Source organism: Nonomuraea sp. IBHARD001 (genome assembly GCF_056106265.1).
In genome coordinates this window covers 8,217,053-8,235,093 of record NZ_JBWBBW010000002.1, presented here as the reverse complement: position 1 = coordinate 8,235,093, position 18,041 = coordinate 8,217,053, and the positions used below count along the sequence as shown (strand labels likewise).

Below are 18,041 nucleotides of genomic sequence, written 5' to 3'. Positions count from 1 at the left end.
TGGTGCACAGCAACTACCCTACGAAATCGCTGACGGACGGTCGGTGCCGGGTGTCAGATCCAGCGCTTGTCGAAGAGCATGCGGGCCCTCCAGTCGACATACGGGATCACCTCGCCCGCGATGACCGGATAGAGCCAGCCGAAATTCAGCAGCGCGAGCAGGGCGAACGCACCCACGACCGCGGTGCCGCCCATGCGCCTGGCCGTGCTCGCCGTGGCCGGTCCCATGATCAACCCGGCGGCCAGCACGATGGCCAGCACCATGAAGGGCACCATCGGGATCGCATAGAACAGGAACATCGTCCGGTTGCCGGAGATGGCGAAGTAGAACCACGGCAGCCACCCGACCGCATAGCCGAGCAGCACGGACCCGGCGCGCCAGTCGCGTCCGGCGACGTACCAGGCGATCATCGCCACCAGTGCGGCCAGCGAGGCGAACCAGATGACCGGCGTGCCCACGCCGAGCACGGCCTCCGAACAGTCCTTGACCCCGCAGACGTTCTGCCTGCCCTCGTAGAAGAAGGCGACCGGACGCAGCAGCAGCGGCCACTGCCACGGCTCCGACATGTAGGGATGCGTCGTCGACAGCCCGCCGTGGAAGCTCAGCACCGCGAGGTGGTAGTCGATCCACGACTTGAACGAGTCGATGACGAAGTACACCGGCCCCTGCGAGGTGGCCTGCGCCCAGTTGCGCCCGTAGCCGTAAGCCGTGGCGAACCACCCGGTCCACGACGCGATGTAGGTCACCGCGGGCACCAGCACCCCGGCCAGCAGCCACGTCGGCGCGTCCTTCTCCAGCAGCCCCCGGTACGGCGTGCGCAGCCCCACGGCCCTGCGGGCGCCCGCGTCCCAGAGCAGCGACATGATCATGAAGGCGACCAGGAAGAAGATGCCCGACCACTTGACCGCGCACGCCGCGCCCAGGCACACGCCCGCCGCGATGCGCCAGGGACGCAGGCCCAGCCAGGGCCCCGCGCTGGTCACCGTCGACGACTCGTACCAGTCGACGAGCTTGGACCTGGCCTTGTCACGGTCGACCACCAGGCAGGCGAACCCGGCCAGCACCCAGAACATCAGGAAGATGTCCAGCAGCGCCGTGCGCGAGAGCACGAAGTGCAGGCCGTCGAGCGCCAGCAGGAACCCGGCCAGACAGCCCAGCATCGTCGAGCGGGTCATCCTGCGCGCCAGCCTGGCGATGATCAGGATCGACAGCGTGCCGAACAGGGCGGCGGCGAAGCGCCAGCCGAACGGGTTGATCCCGAAGATCCACTCGCCCAGGGCGATCATCCACTTGCCCAGCGGCGGGTGCACCACGTACGAGGCGCACTTGTCGAGGGCGTCGGCGGTGCACTTCTGCCAGATGTCGGTATTGCCGAGCAGCAGGAGCTTGTCCGCGTCCTTGATCGTGACCCGCTCCACGCCCCATGTCAGGAGGGAGAACCCGTCCTTCATGTAGTACGTCTCGTCGAAGACGACGGCCTTGGGATGGCCGAGCCCGACGAAGCGGAGGATGCCGCCGAACAGCGCCACGAGGAGCGGCCCGAGCCACCCCCACATCTGGCTGCCGGGCATCGGTGGCACCAGGCGATCCCGCACGGTCCGAATGATCGGCGGCGGAGTCTTGGCCCCTTCGTGAGGGAAGGCCTGGGGCGGGAAATCGGTCACGGCCATCCGCACATGCTACGGGCCACGCGCAGGAGACATCTCGCGAAACACCGACCAATTCGGATACCCCGCAAGAAGAGAGGGACAATGCTCGGGTGAGAGAGCAAGGCAGGCTGGTTCTGGCGGGGGCTCCGATCGGTCAGCCCGGCGACGCGTCGCCCCGGTTGCGCGAGGCGCTGGAGAGCGCCGACATCGTCGCGGCCGAGGACACGAGGCGGTTGCGCAGGCTCGCGGCCGACCTGGGCGCGCAGATCGGCGGCAGGATCGTCTCCTACTACGACGCCAACGAGGCGGCGCGCGCCGCCGAGCTCGTCGAGGCGCTGAAGGACGGCCGCACGGTCCTGGTGATCACCGACGCGGGCATGCCCGGCGTCTCCGACCCCGGATACCGGCTGACGCATCTGGCCGTGCAGGAGGGTGTCACGGTGACCGCACTGCCGGGTCCGAGCGCCGTCACCACCGCGCTGGCGATCTCGGGCCTGGCCAGCGACCGCTTCTGCTTCGAGGGCTTCCCGCCGCGCAAGCCGGGCGAGCGGGCACGCAGGTTCGCGGCCCTTTCGGCCGAGGAGCGCACGCTGGTCTTCTTCGAGGCGCCGCACCGCCTGGAGTCCTGCCTGACCGCCATGGCCGAGGCGTTCGGCGCCGAGCGGCCGGCCGCCGTGTGCCGCGAGCTGACCAAGACCTACGAGGAGGTGCGCCGGGGTGGCCTCGGCGAGCTGGCCGCGTGGGCCGCGGGAGGAGTCAAGGGCGAGATCACCCTGGTCGTCGCCGGGCACGAGCCGAACCAGGGCCCGCCCGACATGGCCGAGCTGGTCGCCGAGGTGGCCAGGCGCGAGGCCGAAGGCGTGCAGCGCAAGCACGCGATCATCGACGTGGCCAAGGCCGCCGGCATTCCCAAGCGAGAGCTGTACGACGCGGTGCACAGACCCTAGGGTGCGCTAGTGCCCCTGATGACCCGTTTGCTCCATTCGGTACGGGGCGGGGTGGTCTGGGGCTGGATCGGCCCGGTCCTCGTCGCCGCACTCGGCGCCGTCCTCCGCTTCACCCGGCTGGGTGAGCCGCGCATCGTCGCCTTCGACGAGACGTACTACATGAAGGACGCCTACTCCCTGCTCACCTGGGGCGTGGAGCGGATGACGCTGGGCGACACCAAGGACCCGATCTCCGACCGGATGATCCTGCGGGGCGAGCTCGGCATCTGGAAGTCGTGCACGCCGATCGAGGACTGCGGCCTCTACGTCGCCCATCCGCCCGTCGGCAAGTGGCTCATCGCGGCCGGGGAGTGGCTGTTCGGCATGACGCCCTTCGGGTGGCGTTTCGCCGCGGCGCTGCTCGGATCGCTGTCGATCCTGGTGCTGGCCAGGGTGGCGCGCAGGATGACCGGCAACACGCTGCTCGGGTGCCTGGCCGGGCTGCTGCTCGCCCTGGACGGGCTGCACCTGGTCATGTCGCGTACGGCGATGCTGGACATCTTCCTGACCTTCTGGGTGCTGGCCGGGTTCGCCTGCCTGGTCGTCGACAGGGACGCCTCGCGCGCCAGGCTGGCGAGGTGGCGCGCCGGGTCGGCGCTCACCGCCGAGGCGCCCTCGCTCGGGTGGCGGCCCTGGCGGCTCGCGGCCGGGGTCTGCCTGGCGCTCGCGGTCGGGGTCAAGTGGTCGGGGGTGTTCTTCCTGGCCGCATTCATGATCATGTCGCTGGTGTGGGACGCGGGCGCGCGCCGGGCCGCCGGGCTGCGCGGGCCGTACCTGGGGGTGCTGGTCGAGGAGGGGCCGCGCTGGCTGGTCGCGGCCGTGCTGACGCCCTCGCTCGTGTACCTGGCGTCGTGGGCGGGGTGGTTCGCCTCGCCGCTCGGTTACGGGCGCAACTGGGCGCAGGCCGCCTCGCAGGGGCCGGTCTACTTCGTGTTCGACTCGGTGCGCTCGTGGGTGAGCTACCAGGTGCAGGTGCTCGGCTTCCACACCGGGCTCGCCGAAGGCCACGACTACGCCTCGCAGCCGTGGACGTGGCCGCTCGTGCTGCGTCCGGTGCTCGTGCACTACACCTCGCCGCCGAGGCCAGAGTGCGGCGGCGGGCCCGACGACTGCTCGCAGGCCGTGCTCGCGACCGGCTCGCCGGTCATCTGGTACGTCGGGCTGGCCGCCCTCGTCGCGGTCGTGGCCTGGTACACCGCCACCCGCGACTGGCGGGCCGGGGCCACGCTGGCCGGGTACGCCGCCGGATGGGTGCCGTGGCTCTACTTCGCCTTCGCCGACAACCGGACGATGTTCTTCTTCTATGCCGTCGTCATGGTGCCGTTCATGATCCTGGCCATCACGCTCACGGCCGGGCTCCTGCTGGGCAAGGCCGATGCCGCCCCCACCAGACGGGCGGTCGGCGCCGCGGCCGTGGGGGCGTTCGCCCTGGTGGCCATCGTGAACCTGTGGTGGCTGAGCCCGGTGCTGACCGCCGAGACGGTCAGCTATCCGCAGTGGCTGGCCCGGATGCTGATGCGCTCGTGGATCTGAGCCCCCGCCGCACCCCGTGCCGCAGCGAGATCGCCGCCGCGACACAGGCCAGAGGTACGGCAGGCAGCAGGTAGCGGTAGTCGAACTCGGCCGTGGCCGCCGGCGCCAGGATCAGGCCGAGCGCGGCCAGCCAGGGCAGCAGCACGGGCCCGCCCAGCTTGCGCCAGCGCAGCACGACCCCCCACAGACCGATCAGCAGCAGCACGCCGAACACCGTGCCGGGCAGCCTGACCACCTTCTGGTACCCGCTCATGATGTCGGCCCACGGGTGCACGATCCGCGTCTCGGCGGGCCCCTGCTCGTAGGTGAAGGCGTCGGTGTCGGCCCTGCCCTCGCGCGTGGCCCACTTGGGCAGCCGCTTGACCTCGCCGTTGGGGTCGAGCTGCACATAGGGCAGGAACTCGTACTGGTTGAAGGTCTTGGGCTCGGGGAAGACCGGCCGGTCCCAGCGGAAGGCGCGGAAGAAGTCGCGTGCCACGACGGCGAGGTAGTCGCCCGGCTGCGACAGGATCGCCCGCTTGGCGAACTCGCTGGCCACGTCGTTCTTGAACTCGTCGAACTTCTTGCCGCCCCAGGTGTGCAGCGTCTCGCCCTGGCCCTCGCCCCACAGGAACCACTGGGAGTAGTCCTCGCGCTGGTCGACGGGCTCGTTGATGCACATGAGCGCGATGTCGAGCTCGTGCTTGGGGTCGATGTCCATCTTGGCGCAGTCGGCGAAGATCGAGGTACGCATGTAGAGGATGAGGCCGTCGCTGTTGGTCATGGCGAATTTCCCGAAATTGGTGGAAAACCAGGCCATGTAGCCGAGCACCGGGATCGCGCAGGCCAGCAACATGGCCACGACCGGCTTCCAGCCCGTGCGCTTGATCAGCAGGTAGACGACCACCAGCCCCAGGATCGGCAGGCCGATCGACCGCGTCAGCGCCGTCAGCGCCAGCAGCAGCCCGACCACGGCGCCGACCCGCCACGACATCCTGCGATGCCACAGCACCAGCGTCACCACGCCCACGACCAGCAGCGTGAACATCGCGTCCGACATCACCAGCTGCTCCAGCTGGATCTGGTAGGCGTCGAACAGCACCGGCACGGCCGCCAGCGTCGCCCCCCACGCGGGCAGCCCGAACCTGCGCCGCAGCAGCACGTAGATCAGTGTCGCCGTCGCCATGCCCATGAGGTGCTGGGTGAGCATCACCAGCGAGAAGCTGTGGAAGGGCTTGAGCAGCAGCAGCCAGAAGGAGTAGCCCGCCGGCCTGATCGGGTTGGGGCCGGGGTGCAGGGCGCCCGAGACGTACTCGTAGGAGTCGTTGAACCACATCGCGGGGCCGTAGCCGAGCATGGTGATGAGCCGCAGCACCCCGCCGAGGGCGAGGGCGGCCACGAACAGCCGATGTCTGCCGAGGAAGCCGATCAGGCGTTCTCGACGTGTAACAGCGGGGCTGTCCACATATGCAACCTCCGCAACGCTCACCATGCCCTCAAGGATGCCAGCCGTTTCGCAGTCTTGACCCGAGCATCTGAGGGCACAGGGCATGATGGTGTGCTGGATGTGCCATGACTGAAGGGTCTAGACGTGGAACTGACGGTGGTCATGCCCTGCCTCAACGAGGCGGAGACCGTGGAAGTCTGCGTGCGCAAGGCGCTCGCCTGCATGCGCGAACACGGCATCGAGGGCGAGGTCGTGATCGCCGACAACGGCAGCACGGACGGCTCGCAGCAGCTCGCCCGTGACGCCGGTGCCCGCGTCGTGCACGTCGACGCCAAGGGCTACGGCAACGCGCTGATGGGCGGCATCCGCGCCGCGCGCGGCAAGTTCGTGATCATGGGCGATGCCGACGACTCCTACGACTTCACCGCACTGCTGCCGTTCGTCGAGCAGCTGCGCGACGGCGCCGACCTGGTGATGGGCAACAGGTTCAAGGGCGGCATCGCACCGGGGGCCATGCCCCCTCTGCACCGCTACCTGGGCAACCCGGTCCTGTCGTTCATCGGCAGGCTGTTCTTCCCGTCGGCGATCGGCGACTTCCACTGCGGCCTGCGTGGCTTCAGGCGCGAGTCGATCCTGCGCCTCGGGCTGCAGACCGGCGGCATGGAGTTCGCCAGCGAGATGGTCGTGCGCTCGACGCTGTCCGGGCTCGACGTGCGCGAGGTGCCCACGACGCTCTCGCCCGACGGCCGCTCGCGGCCCCCGCACCTGCGCTCCTGGCGTGACGGCTGGCGCCACCTGCGCTTCCTCATGCTCTACAGCCCCAAGTGGCTGTTCTTCATCCCCGGCCTCGTGCTCATGGCGCTCGGCCTGGTCGCCGGCACCGCGCTGACGTTCGGGCCGGTCGAGATCGGCAAGCTCGCCTTCGATGTCGACACCCTGGTCGGGGCCTCGGCGGCGGTGGTGATCGGCTTCCAGGCGGCGCTGTTCGCGCTGTTCACCAAGGTCTACGCGGCCGAGGAGGGCTTCCTGCCGGAGAGCCCGCGCGTGCGCAAGCTCATCGACCTGGTCACCCTGGAGAAGGGCCTGGTCGTCGGCGGGCTGCTCGCCCTGGCCGGTCTGGTCGGCCTGGTCATGTCGCTGAGCCACTGGTCGGTGCGCAGCTTCGGCGAGCTCGACCCGCGTGAGTCGCTGCGTCTGGTCGTGCCTTCGGCCACGGCGCTCATCATGAGCTTCCAGACGATCTTCGCGGCGCTGTTCATCAGCATCCTGGGCATCCGCCGTACCCGGGAGACCTCGATCGACCATGCCGCTTCGGTGGCGGAAGAGGTCGCCGAGGCGGTGAAGCGGGCCGACTCCAAGGCCTGAGTCAATCCGTTCGAGTCGTGGCGTCCGGCCCCGTAGGCTTGGGTTCATGTCCCAGCACATCTTGACCGCCGTCGCCTGGCCCTACGCCAACGGCCCTCGCCACATCGGCCACGTCTCCGGATTCGGCGTGCCGTCCGACGTCTTCAGCCGCTACCAGCGGATGGCGGGCAACAAGGTGCTGATGGTCTCAGGCACGGACGAGCACGGCACGCCCATCCAGGTCCAGGCGGACAAGGAGGGCGTGAGCGCCCGTGAGCTGGCCGACCGCTACAACCGGGTCATCGCCGAAGACCTCACCGCGCTCGGCCTGTCCTACGACCTGTTCACGCGCACGACGACGCGCAACCACTACTCCGTGGCGCAGGAGATCTTCAAGGGGCTGCACGCCAACGGCTACGTCTTCCCCAAGACCACGATGGGCGCCATCTCGCCGTCCACCGGGCGCACGCTGCCCGACCGCTACATCGAGGGCACCTGCCCCATCTGCGGCTACGACGGCGCCCGGGGCGACCAGTGCGACAACTGCGGCAATCAGCTCGACCCGATCGAGCTGATCAACCCGGTCAGCCGGATCAACGGCGAGACGCCGATCTTCGTGGAGACCGAGCACTTCATGCTCGACCTGCCCGCCTTCGCCGAGGTGCTCGGCAGCTACCTGCAGGCCAAGCAGGGGCAGTGGCGGCCCAACGTGCTGAAGTTCGCCCTCAACCTGCTCGGCGACCTGCAGCCGCGTGCGATCAGCCGTGACCTCGACTGGGGGGTGCCGATCCCGCTCGAAGGCTGGAGCGAGCAGGCCAACAAGCGGCTCTACGTCTGGTTCGACGCGGTCATCGGCTATCTGTCGGCCTCGATCGAGTGGGCCAGGCGCTCGGGCGACCCCGACGCGTGGCGCCAGTGGTGGCAGAATCCCGACGCCCAGGGCTACTACTTCATGGGCAAGGACAACATCGTCTTCCATGCCGAGATCTGGCCCGCCATGCTCTTCGGCTACAACGGCCAGGGGGCCCGCGGCGGCGTCGCCGGGTCGCTCGGCGCGCTCGACGTGCCCTCCGAGGTGGTCTCCAGCGAGTTCCTGACCATGGAAGGGCGCAAGTTCTCCTCCAGCCGTCAGGTCGTCATCTACGTGCGCGACTTCCTGGCACGCTACGACGCCGACGCGCTGCGTTACTACATCGCGGTCGCCGGTCCGGAGAACCAGGACACCGACTTCACCTGGAACGACTTCGTCAACCGCAACAACGGCGAGCTGGTCGCGGCCTGGGGCAACCTGGTCAACCGCTCGATCTCGATGGCGGCCAAGAACTTCGGCGCCGTGCCCGACGCCGGTCAGCTGACCGACGCCGACCGGGCGATGCTGGAGCGCTCGCGGGCCGCGTTCGGGCCCGTCGGCGCCGAGCTCGGCCGCTCCAGGTTCAAGAACGCCATCACCGAGGCGTTCGACGTGGTGCGCGAGGCCAACAAGTACCTCGCCGACCAGGAGCCCTGGAAGCTCAAGGACGACGTCGAGCGGCAGAAGTCGATCCTGCACGTCGCCCTCCAGGTCGTCGACGACGCCAAGACGCTGCTCACGCCGTTCCTGCCGAGCTCCTCCAACAAGGTGCACGCGATGCTGGGCGGCGAGGGCGTGTGGTCGGGCATGCCGCAGATCCAGGAGGTCACCGACCTCGACGGCGGCCCCGGCTACCCGATCATCACAGGCGACTATGCCGACGGCGCCCGCTGGGAACACCGGCAGCTCAAGGCCGGAACGCCGCTGGCCCCGCCGGTGCCGCTGTTCCCCAAACTGGACCCCAAGGTCATCGACGAGGAGCTCGCCCGCCTGGGCGAATGAGCGCGATGCCCAAGAACCCCGCCGCCCCCGAGCCGCTGTCGGCCGAGGTCTTCGACAGCCACTGCCACCTCGACATCATGATCGGCAACCGGCAGGCCTCGTCGGGCGATCCCGTGGCCCTGGCCGCCCAGGCGGACTCGGCCACACTGGAGAGCATCCTGGCCGAGTCCAGGGCGGCCGGGGTCACCAGGCTGGTCACCGTCGGCTACGACCTGACCTCCTCCCGCTGGAACGCCGAGGCGGCAGCCGCGCACGACGGCATCTACGCGGGCGTCGCCATCCACCCCAACGAGGCGCACGCCGCCACGCCCGAGGTACTCGCCGAGATCGAGGCCCTGGCCAAGGAGCCCCAGGTGCGTGCGGTGGGGGAGACCGGGCTCGACTTCTACCGCGACTGGGCCACGCCCGCCGATCAGGAGGCGAGCTTCCGGGCACACATCGAGATCGCCAAGCGCACCGGCAAGGCCCTGGTCATCCACGACCGCGACGCACACGACGACGTGCTGCGCGTGCTGGCCGAGGCCGGTGCGCCCGACATCGTGGTGTTCCACAGCTACTCAGGCGACGCCGACATGGCCAGACGCTGCGTCGAGGCCGGGTACTTCATGTCCTTCTCCGGCCCCGTCACCTACAAGAACGCCGACTACCTGCGCGAGGCCGCCCAAGTGGCGCCCAAGGAGCTCATGCTCATCGAGACCGACGCCCCCTACCTGCCGCCGGTCCCGCACCGCGGCAGACCCAACGCGCCACGCCTCATCCCGCTGACCCTGCGCTGCCTGGCCGAGGTCAAGGGCGTGCATCCCGACGTCCTGTGCGACGCCATCAGCGCAAACGGCGAGGCGGTCTTCGGGTCCTGGTAGCCGAAATCCCGGTGAACCCCCTGAGCCGGTCCTCACAGGCGCACTAGCGTCGGCAGCCTTGCACACACTGTCTTGTGTGTATTGCCGAACTGTGTATTGCCGGACGTCGGAGGGTTGTGTGATGAGCTTCACCGGGTGCATGCCCTCTTGGTTGGTCCTCGTATGAGCGCCGGGCGGCGTCGTCGTCGCCGTACTGTGTTCCGCTCCGGCGTGGTGGTGTCGCGTTGGGCGCTTGGGGGGTTGGCGGCGGGGCGCCGGCTTGCTCGTGGACCAGGCTCCAGCTTGTTGGTGTCGAGTTGGGCGCTTGCCGGGTACGGGACGGTGGCGGCGCTCGGGGTGGCGGGCGTGGTGGTGCTCAACGGCGAGGGTTCGTCGTCGGCGGAGCTCCGCGTGGCCGCCTTCCACGCCGCGGTGCCTTCGCCATCCCCGTCCTTTGTGGGCGGGCGGCGGGTGCATATCGTGGTCAAAGGCAAGCTGCGCCTGACGACGACCACGCGCGCCACGACCGTACGCCAACTCCTCGCCGACGAGCACATCACCGTGAGCCGACGCGAGCGCGTACGGCCTTCGCTTTCGGCTTTTCCCCGCGAGGGTCTGGTGGTGCGCGTTGTTCCGGCCGGGCCTGGGCTTCCGCCTCGTACGGTTGTGATTCGGCCTGGGGTGGCTGGGCTCAATTGGGCCGGGTTGGCTGCTTGCGAGTCGCGAGGGAATCCTCGGGCGGTTAATCGTGCTGGGCCTTATTATGGGCTTTATCAGTTTAGTTTGGGGATGTGGGTGGCTGTTGGGGGGAGGCGGACGCCGGATGTTTGGGCGGCGGGGGAGCAGACTTATCGGGCTCAGGTGCTTTATCAACGGGTTCAGGGGAGATGGTGGGGGCAGTGGCCGCATTGCGGGGGGCGGTTGTTTGGGTGATGGGGGTGGGGGGCTTTTTGGCTTGGCTTTTGGTCTTGAGTTTTGGGGTTGGTCTTGAGTTTTGGGGTTGGGGTTGGGGTTGGGGTTGGGGTTGGGGTTGGGGTTGGGGTTGGGGTTGGGGTTGGGGTTGGGGTTGGGGTTGGGGTTGGGGTTTTGGGTTATTGGTGGGCGTGTGGTGTCGGTTTAGGGTTTTGTGTTAGTCGTCTCGCGCCGGGCTGTTGATTTCGGCCGCCTCTTTTGTCTCGCGTTGTTTGTGTCCTGTGGCTGTGGCTGTGGCTGTGGCTTTTTGGCCTTTCCAGCCTCAGTATTTTCTGCGGCTTTTGGTCTGTTTGTTTCGGTGAGATCGGCTGCCGGTGGGACGCCTCTGTTCTTTGGTTGGCTTGCGCCTAATTCTTCTCGCAAGGCGAATCGCTGACGGGCTGCGTGTTTCGCTTGGCGACTTTGGGGGGCTTTGTTTGAGGGCTTTTCGCTTGAAGGATTTTTGTTTGGCGGATTTTGTTTGCATTGGAGTCTCGCCGTGCAGCTTTTCTCGGGTGACGCTTTGTCCGGGGAGATCGTCCTGCCTGGACCTCGCCCTCGCTGCGTTCTGTCCGCCCTCAGTGCCCCGCCCTTAGCGCCTGTTCCTAGAGCCCCGCCTTTAGCCTCTCGCCTTTGGTCCTCGTACTTTGCTTCCCGTCCTTTGCTTCCTGGGCTTTCCGCTTCTCCCTCAGTTCCCCGCCTCGCTGCTTCATCTTCAGCACTGCCCGCAGCTTCGCGCCTACCCCAGCCTTCAGTCCCCCCAGCGCTTGACCTCCAGTCCTCAGCGCCCGCCTCTGGCCCCTAACCCCCAGCCCCTTCAAGACCCAACCTCCAGCCCCTAACCTCCAGGCCCTCCAGTTGCTTCTTGTTCTTCGTAGATTTGGCCCTGACCCCTGACCCCTGACCCCTGACCCCGGTCCGGGCATCTCGCAATGCGCTTCCCGCTGGCTGCCCCGTGCCCGGCCAGCCGTACTGCACCCTCACCCGCGACCACGGAGGAGGACCAGCAGTCCTCAGCCTGCGACGGAGGTGCCGAAGTCGGCGCCGTTGGGTGGGGTGAGGGGGGTGGTTTGCTGGGCGTTGCGGCCTTGGATGGAGATGGAGCCGTATGGCTTGGTGTCGGGGGCGCCGGTGATGAGGCGGTTGCCGCTGAAGGCTACCGACCAGCCGAATCGGGCACCGGGTTGTGCGGGGGGTGCCACCATCCAGTCGCCTTCGCCGTTGGCCTCGAACACGCGTACGGCGCCGGTGTCGTCGGCTCCGGCCAGAGGTACTCCCACAGCCAGTCGGCCGTCCTCGGCCACGGCCAGGGCGAAGCCGAAGCCGTCGCCCTCGGCTTCGCCGCGTAGCACCTTGCCGGGCTTCAGGTCGGTGCCGAACATCTGCACCATGTCGGCGAGCGGCGCCCCGACCACGAACCCGCCGGAGGCCGGAGCGGCCACCGCCCAGCCGAACCGGTCGCCAGGTGTGCCCTTCTCGGGCTCCCACTTGAAGGTGTCCGGCAGGTCGGAGGACACATCCTTGATCACCACGACCGAGCCGGTGTCCAGCTTGCCCTCGGTGACCTGTTGCCCGGCGCCGTCGTCGTTCTCGTACGGCACGCCCACCACCAGGCCGGTCGCCTCGCCGGTCACCGGGCCGATCGCCAGCGACCAGCCGAACATGTCGCCGACCTCCTCGTTGCCCCGTACGCCCTCGTCCGCCTGTGTGTACCTGCGCAGCTCGCCCCCGCCACGCATGACGTACGCGGCTCCGGCGTCGGCCAGGCCATTCACGTTCTCGTGCGGAGCGCCGATCGCCACCACGTCGCCGGAGGCGGCCAGCGACCAGCCGAAGTGCGCGTCGCGTTCCGGTTGCAGGGCGGTCACGCGTCGTGGTGGCAGCCCGGCGCCGCCGTACATGATGTGCACGGCTCCCGCGTCCTGGCTGCCGTCGACGTCGGCGTAGGGCGCTCCGGCCAGCAGGTCGACGCAGCCGTCGCCGTCGACGTCGGCCAACGCCACCGACCAGCCGTACCCGTCGCCGGGGGCGAGTGTGGGTGCGGCGGGCGAGGTGACGGCCCCGCTCCCGGCCACCAGCTGCACGGCCCCGGCCCCCACCTGCGCGAACGGATCCCCGACCGCGACTCCCGAGATCGAGCACGCCTTCGGGGCGGAGTACGCGGGAACGGCCGTGCCGTTCGCGACGACGAGGGCCGCGAGTGCCAGGGCTCTGAACGTCACAGCCGTACCTCGATCCGCTGGTCAAGGATGGTGCCGGTGAGCTGGTACGGCTTGCGGGCCGGTGGCATGTCGAAGACGAGTACGCCGTCGACCTTGCCCCCGGGTGTGATCGCAGCGGGCAGACCGGTGGAGGCCGGGATCGGCGTGTGCAGGGCCATACGGTCGTCGACCAGGGTGAGGGCCGGACTGCCGATCGGTACGAGTACGCCCGTTGTGTTCAGCAGCGTCCAGCGGACCAGGCAGTACGAGCCGCGTTCCGGGGTAGCGCCCTGGTAGGTGGTGAGGCCGCACTCGGGGGCGGAGGCGATGATCAACTGCGGTGAGGTCAGCGGTGAGCCGAGCGAGACGCTGCGGCCGATGTCGCTGTCCGGCGCGGGGAGCGGGGACTGCTGTGCGACGACCCCCGTACCGGTGCCGGTGTCCGGGCCTGTTTGTCTGGGGCCGGAGGTGGCGACCAGTACCGCGATCGTGGCCGATACGGCGACGGCGGCGGCGATGCCCGCCAGCAGCCAGCGACGGCCCGACGTCTTGGGGGGCGGAAGTGTGCCATCCAGAGAAGGTGGGATGTCCGGCGAACCCGGGGCGCTGTGCGGCGTGAGGGTACCGCGATGGCCGGGTTCCAGCGGATACGGCCCGGATGCGGTTCCCGGATTCGTGCCACGCGACGCGCCCGGATCCGTGCCCGGCGACAGGGAGAACGAACGCGTCGGGTCCGGAGCGTCGGCGACATTCGCAGGCGGCTGCCAGGACGTGTTGAGCAGATCGGTGGCGATGACCGTGGCGGCGGCGTCCTGGCGGGGAAGCGAGGGAGCCGCGATGCTGCCGCCGACCAGGGCGATGAGCAGATCCTGCGCGGTTGGCCGCTGGTACGGGTCAGGTTGGGTAGCCAGCTGTACCAGGTCGTTGAGCGGGGCGGGTAACGCGCCGAGGTCGGGCGGCTCGTTGAGCACACGGGTGGCCAGCGTGATGGCGTCGCCTCTGCCGAAAGGGTGGCGGCCGTTGCCCGCGTAGGCGATGAGGCAGCCCCAGGCGAAGATGTCGACGGCAGGGGTGACGGCCAGACCGCGTACCTGCTCGGGCGCCCACCAGCCGGGGCTGCCGAGTAACTCCCCCGACACCGTGAACGAGCTCTCCCGGTCGAGCGCCCGCGAGATCCCGAAGTCGATCACTCGGGGGCCGGACATCGAAAGGATCACGTTCGCCGGTTTGAGGTCCCTGTGGACGAGCCCGGCGACGTGGATGGCGGCCAGCGCCGCGGCGACACCCAGCGCCACGCCGTGCAGCGCGGCCTGGTCGAGGGCGCCGTAGGTGGAGATCTGGCCGGACAGCGGGGTGCCCGCGATGTACTCGGTCACCATGTAGGGACGGCCGTCGTCGGCGTTGCCGTTGTCGAGCACCTGCGCCGTGCAGAACGACGCCACCCTGCGCGCGTTGTCCACCTCGGAGTGGAACCTGGCCGCGAACCCCTCCATATTGGCGTACTCCGCCTTGACCACCTTCACCGCCACAGGGCGGCCCGTCGGCGCGAGGGCGAGGAAGACCGTGCCCATGCCGCCTTCGCCGACGCGTCCCAGCAGGCGGTACGGGCCGATCTGGCGGGCGTCCGTCGGTCGCAGCGGTGCTGCGCCCGGATGGTTCATGAGCGCGATCCCTTCGTCGTCCACCCCGCATCCTCCCCTCCATCGGTCCTCGTCGCCATCACACTTCAGCATCGCCGGGCGGGCCGTGCTCTTCACCTTGTTCGATGAGCCAAACTGGTTGGATGACACGGGGAGAGCAGTTCTTCGGCTGCGCGGGTGCGGGCGGTTCAGTATGAGCCTGCTCGGCCCGGTGGAAATACGTAATTTGGCAGACAAGCTGGGGATCCGGCCGACGAAGAAGTTCGGCCAGAACTTCGTGATCGACGGCGGCACCGTCCGGCGTATCGTCCGGGTGGCCGAGCTGACCCCCGACGACGTCGTCATCGAGGTGGGCCCCGGTCTCGGCTCCCTGACCCTGGCCCTGCTGCCCGAGGCCGCCCACGTCGTCGCCGTGGAGATCGACCCCGTGCTCGCCGCCCAGTTGCCCCTCACCGTCGCCGACCGCGCCCCCGACCTGGCCTCGTCGCTGACCGTCGTCGGCGCCGACGCGCTCAAGGTAGGCCTCGACGACTTCTCCGGCCACCGGCCGACCGCCCTGGTCGCCAACCTGCCCTACAACGTCTCGGTCCCCGTCGTGCTCCACCTCCTGGAATCGCTGCCGAGCCTGCGCAAGGGCCTGGTGATGGTCCAGTCCGAGGTCGCCGACCGCCTCGCCGCCGGCCCCGGCTCCAAGGTGTACGGCGTCCCGTCGGTCAAGGCCGCCTGGTACGCCGACGTCCGCCGCGCCGGCCCCGTCGGCCGTACCGTCTTCTGGCCGGTTCCCAATGTGGATTCCGGGCTGGTGTCCTTGGTACGCAGGGACCCTCCTTCGACTACTGCGTCTCGGGTCGAGGTGTTCGCCGCCATCGATGCTGCTTTCGCGCAGCGGCGTAAGACGTTGCGGGCGGCGTTGGCTGGGTGGGCGGGTACGGCTGGGCTGGCGGAGGAGGCGTTGCGGGCGGCCGGGGTTGATCCTTCGGAGCGGGGGGAGCAGTTGACGGTGGAGCAGTTCGCGCGGATTGCTGAGTGTCGGCCTCGGTAGGGGCTGTGTTTGGTGGGTGGCGGGTGGGTTGGGTGGGGGTGAGGTTGTGCAGTGACGTTTGGCGTTCACTGGGTGTGGGGTTTGTGGGGGTGCGGGCGATTGGTGCTGCTGCTGCTGGGGCTGTGTTGTGGGCGGCTGGGCGGTGCTGGTGCAGTGCTGTGGCGAGCTGACGATGCCTGGTGGTGCCTGGCGGGTGCTTGGCGGGTGCCTGGCGGTGCTGGTCGGCGGTGTAGGCGGTCGAGGGGCTTGCTGTAGTGCTGTGGGCGGTTGATGGTCCTGGCGTGGCGTTGTGGGCTGGTGACAATGCTGGCGCAGTGTTGGCGGCGGTCGAGAGGGATCGCGCCGGGTTGTGGATAACTGGCGCCCTCCGCGCGGGGCTGTGGACAACCGGCGCTCAGGTGCGGTCCGGCAGGCGGCCAACAGCCTCCACGACAACCAGCTGCCACACGCAGCCCTGTGAACGGCAGCCAGCCTCCATTCACCTCTACGACAACCAGGTCCGCGCCCGAACGCTTGCGCCGCTTGTTCGCGTGCTTGCGTGCTCTGTCCCGCGTGCTTGCGTGCTCTGTGCGTCTGTGCGTCTGTGCGTCTGTGCGTCTGTGCGTCTGTGCGTCTGTGCGTCTGTGCGCCTGTCCGCCTGTCCGCCTGTGCGCCTGTGCGCCTGTCCGCCTGTCCGCCTGTCCGCCTGTCCGCCTGTCCGCCTGTCCGCCTGTCCGCCTGCGCATGCCCCTATGAGCCTCGGGGTAATCCCGCTCGCTCACGCGAGAAACCGGCGACTGGCGCTCAGTCTCAGGTGTCTGGATCGCCAGCTTTGTGCACAGGTTGTGCGTAGGGCGTCGGCTGTTCGCAGGGGTGGCTGCCTTCAGGGCCAAGCCAAGGCCATTAGGTCGGTGTGGAGGCCGTTGGTTGTCCACAGGGTTGTGTCGGGGCTGTCGCCTGTCCACAGAATCGCGTTCGCCTCCACGCGGGCCTCGTGCTGCGAGGGAACCTGGGCGTCGTCACCCAACAGACGCTCTCCTGGAGGCATCACGATGACCCGTACTCGTCTCACCTTCACGGCCGGTGCGTGATGTGGACCGCAGTCGGCGGCGGCCTCCTCGCCACCCTGACGGCCGTCCCCGCCCCTCAGCCTCTGGCCTCTCCCGCCCAGCCAGGCGCCCGCTGCCCGAAGCCTCCGCCTTCGTTCACCGCTGGCCTGCCTCAACCGCGGTCGGGGTCCACGCCCATCCAGAGGCTGTCGCATTCGCGCCCCGCCGTGGATCGACCGCAGAAGTCCACGGGGACCCGGATGGCCTCGTCCACCCTGAACTCGGCATGCACCTTCACGGACACGACACGCGGCGTCTCCTGGACAGACGCCCGCTACTCCACAAGCTCTGCAAGCAACACACTCTCCGCAAGCAACGAAGCAGCCAGGCCCAAAAAGCCAGCGACCTTCCCTTCACCTGCGCACAGCCATCCCACCTCGCCAGGAGCACTCGCCCTGTCGCTCCTGCGTTCGCTTCCGCCGTGGCCCCCAGTTCCGCTGTGGTCCTGGCTACTCCCTGAGTCCTGGCCCTGGCAATGGCCATCCAGCCCCATCCCAACCCCGACCCCAGGTCCCACCCCAACCCCGGCTTCAAGCCCCACCCCAGCCTCAACCCCAACTCCGGGCACAGGCTCAGCCTCGGACACAGGCTCTACCTTGGGCCCAGCCCCCACCCCGGTCCCAGACCACATCCCGGACCCGGGCCTCCCCCCGGACACGGGCGCCGAACCCCCGCCCGCCGCGTCATCGCTCAGAGCACCCGAGACCACCACCTTCACCGCCGTCCTCCTACCTCCTCCCACCCCCACCGAGAAGAACCCCCCAACAGACACGAGCACGCCCACCTCCACGAACTCCCTCACCCCGACGAGCACTGCCACGCCTCGAAGTACGCCGGCCAGCACCCCAAGATCCAAACGCACCACACGCCTATCCACCCGCCCAAGGGACACCCGCCCCCACTCCCGCGCCACCTCCCACCCCCCACGCACCACACCCAAACCAACCCCCCGACCCACCACCAAGGGCCACAAGAGCGCCACGGGACACAAGGGGAACAAGGGACATAAGGCGGCCACCGCCGCCATCGGCAAGCTCGGCACGCCGTTCTCCTGGGGTGGCGGCTCCTCCACCGGCCCGACGCGCGGCATCGGCCGAGGCTCGGGCACGGTCGGCTTCGACTGCTCAGGCCTGACCCTGTACGCCTGGTCCAAGGCGGGCGTGAGACTCGCCCACTACACCGGAACGCAGTTCCGCCAGGGCAGACGCGTGAGCCTCGACAACCTGCGCCAAGGCGACCTCGTCTTCTTCGGCGGAGGCACAGGCGACCCCACGCACGTAGGCCTCTACCTCTCCGGCGGTGCCATGATCCACGCCCCCAAGACCGGCGACGTCGTCAAGAAGACCGCCTTCACCACATCCACGTACTACCGCAAGACCTTCAGAGGCGCAGTCCGCCCCGGCTGACCCCACACCAGCCCCCCAGACCGCGGCCCCCGCCACAAGCGCTGTGGCCAGCCGCCACCTCCCTCCCTGCGGGACGGCGGCTGG

General features: G+C 69.0%; 12 protein-coding genes. 8 read left to right on the top strand and 4 right to left on the bottom strand.

The window, feature by feature from the left end:
• Window positions 1-53: 53 nt before the first annotated feature.
• A complete protein-coding gene (locus ACTWNK_RS39065; RefSeq protein WP_474309960.1) occupies window positions 54-1,670 on the bottom strand; it encodes a dolichyl-phosphate-mannose--protein mannosyltransferase in 1,617 nt (538 codons plus the stop codon).
• 89 nt (window positions 1,671-1,759) lie between these two features.
• On the opposite strand from ACTWNK_RS39065, the gene rsmI reads away from it, so the two are divergent.
• The gene (gene rsmI, locus ACTWNK_RS39060; RefSeq protein ID WP_474309959.1) at window positions 1,760-2,596 is read left to right on the top strand and encodes a 16S rRNA (cytidine(1402)-2'-O)-methyltransferase; all 837 of its coding nucleotides are present in this window, start codon (window positions 1,760-1,762) and stop codon (window positions 2,594-2,596) included.
• 18 nt (window positions 2,597-2,614) lie between these two features.
• Window positions 2,615-4,168 carry a dolichyl-phosphate-mannose--protein mannosyltransferase gene (locus tag ACTWNK_RS39055; RefSeq protein WP_474309958.1) on the top strand — a complete coding sequence of 518 codons (1,554 nt, stop codon included), beginning with the start codon at window positions 2,615-2,617 and terminating at the stop codon, window positions 4,166-4,168.
• On the opposite strand, the gene ACTWNK_RS39050 is transcribed toward ACTWNK_RS39055, so the two are convergent.
• Window positions 4,119-5,639 carry a hypothetical protein gene (locus ACTWNK_RS39050; RefSeq protein ID WP_474309957.1) on the bottom strand — a complete coding sequence of 507 codons (1,521 nt, stop codon included), beginning with the start codon at window positions 5,637-5,639 and terminating at the stop codon, window positions 4,119-4,121. The genes ACTWNK_RS39055 and ACTWNK_RS39050 overlap by 50 nt on opposite strands.
• 99 nt (window positions 5,640-5,738) lie before the next feature.
• Here ACTWNK_RS39050 and ACTWNK_RS39045 point away from each other — a divergent pair, with 99 nt between their 5' ends.
• The 4 genes from ACTWNK_RS39045 (at window position 5,739) to ACTWNK_RS39030 (ending at window position 10,562) form a co-directional block, all read left to right on the top strand.
• Window positions 5,739-6,959 carry a glycosyltransferase gene (locus tag ACTWNK_RS39045; RefSeq protein WP_474309956.1) on the top strand — a complete coding sequence of 407 codons (1,221 nt, stop codon included), beginning with the start codon at window positions 5,739-5,741 and terminating at the stop codon, window positions 6,957-6,959.
• 46 nt (window positions 6,960-7,005) lie between these two features.
• Complete coding sequence (metG, locus tag ACTWNK_RS39040) at window positions 7,006-8,790, top strand: methionine--tRNA ligase (protein ID WP_474309955.1); 1,785 nt, start codon at window positions 7,006-7,008, stop codon at window positions 8,788-8,790.
• A gap of 5 nt (window positions 8,791-8,795) precedes the next feature.
• The gene (locus ACTWNK_RS39035; protein ID WP_474309954.1) at window positions 8,796-9,650 is read left to right on the top strand and encodes a TatD family hydrolase; all 855 of its coding nucleotides are present in this window, start codon (window positions 8,796-8,798) and stop codon (window positions 9,648-9,650) included.
• Between the two features lie 162 nt (window positions 9,651-9,812).
• Window positions 9,813-10,562: a transglycosylase family protein gene (locus ACTWNK_RS39030; protein ID WP_474309953.1), complete on the top strand. Its 750-nt coding sequence runs from the start codon at window positions 9,813-9,815 to the stop codon at window positions 10,560-10,562.
• 1,031 nt (window positions 10,563-11,593) lie between these two features.
• On the opposite strand, the gene ACTWNK_RS39025 is transcribed toward ACTWNK_RS39030, so the two are convergent.
• Together ACTWNK_RS39025 and ACTWNK_RS39020 are read right to left on the bottom strand one after the other, a co-directional pair.
• A complete protein-coding gene (locus ACTWNK_RS39025) occupies window positions 11,594-12,802 on the bottom strand; it encodes a hypothetical protein (RefSeq protein WP_474309952.1) in 1,209 nt (402 codons plus the stop codon).
• Window positions 12,799-14,466: a serine/threonine-protein kinase gene (locus tag ACTWNK_RS39020; protein ID WP_474309951.1), complete on the bottom strand. Its 1,668-nt coding sequence runs from the start codon at window positions 14,464-14,466 to the stop codon at window positions 12,799-12,801. Before ACTWNK_RS39020 ends, ACTWNK_RS39025 begins: the two co-directional genes overlap by 4 nt.
• Window positions 14,467-14,614: 148 nt before the next feature.
• Here ACTWNK_RS39020 and rsmA point away from each other — a divergent pair, with 148 nt between their 5' ends.
• Window positions 14,615-15,463, top strand: coding sequence for a 16S rRNA (adenine(1518)-N(6)/adenine(1519)-N(6))-dimethyltransferase RsmA (rsmA, locus tag ACTWNK_RS39015; RefSeq protein WP_474309950.1), 849 nt, complete (start codon window positions 14,615-14,617; stop codon window positions 15,461-15,463).
• A 1,069-nt stretch (window positions 15,464-16,532) separates the two neighbouring features.
• Window positions 16,533-17,957, top strand: coding sequence for a C40 family peptidase (locus ACTWNK_RS39010; RefSeq protein ID WP_474309949.1), 1,425 nt, complete (start codon window positions 16,533-16,535; stop codon window positions 17,955-17,957).
• Window positions 17,958-18,041 lie beyond the last annotated feature (84 nt).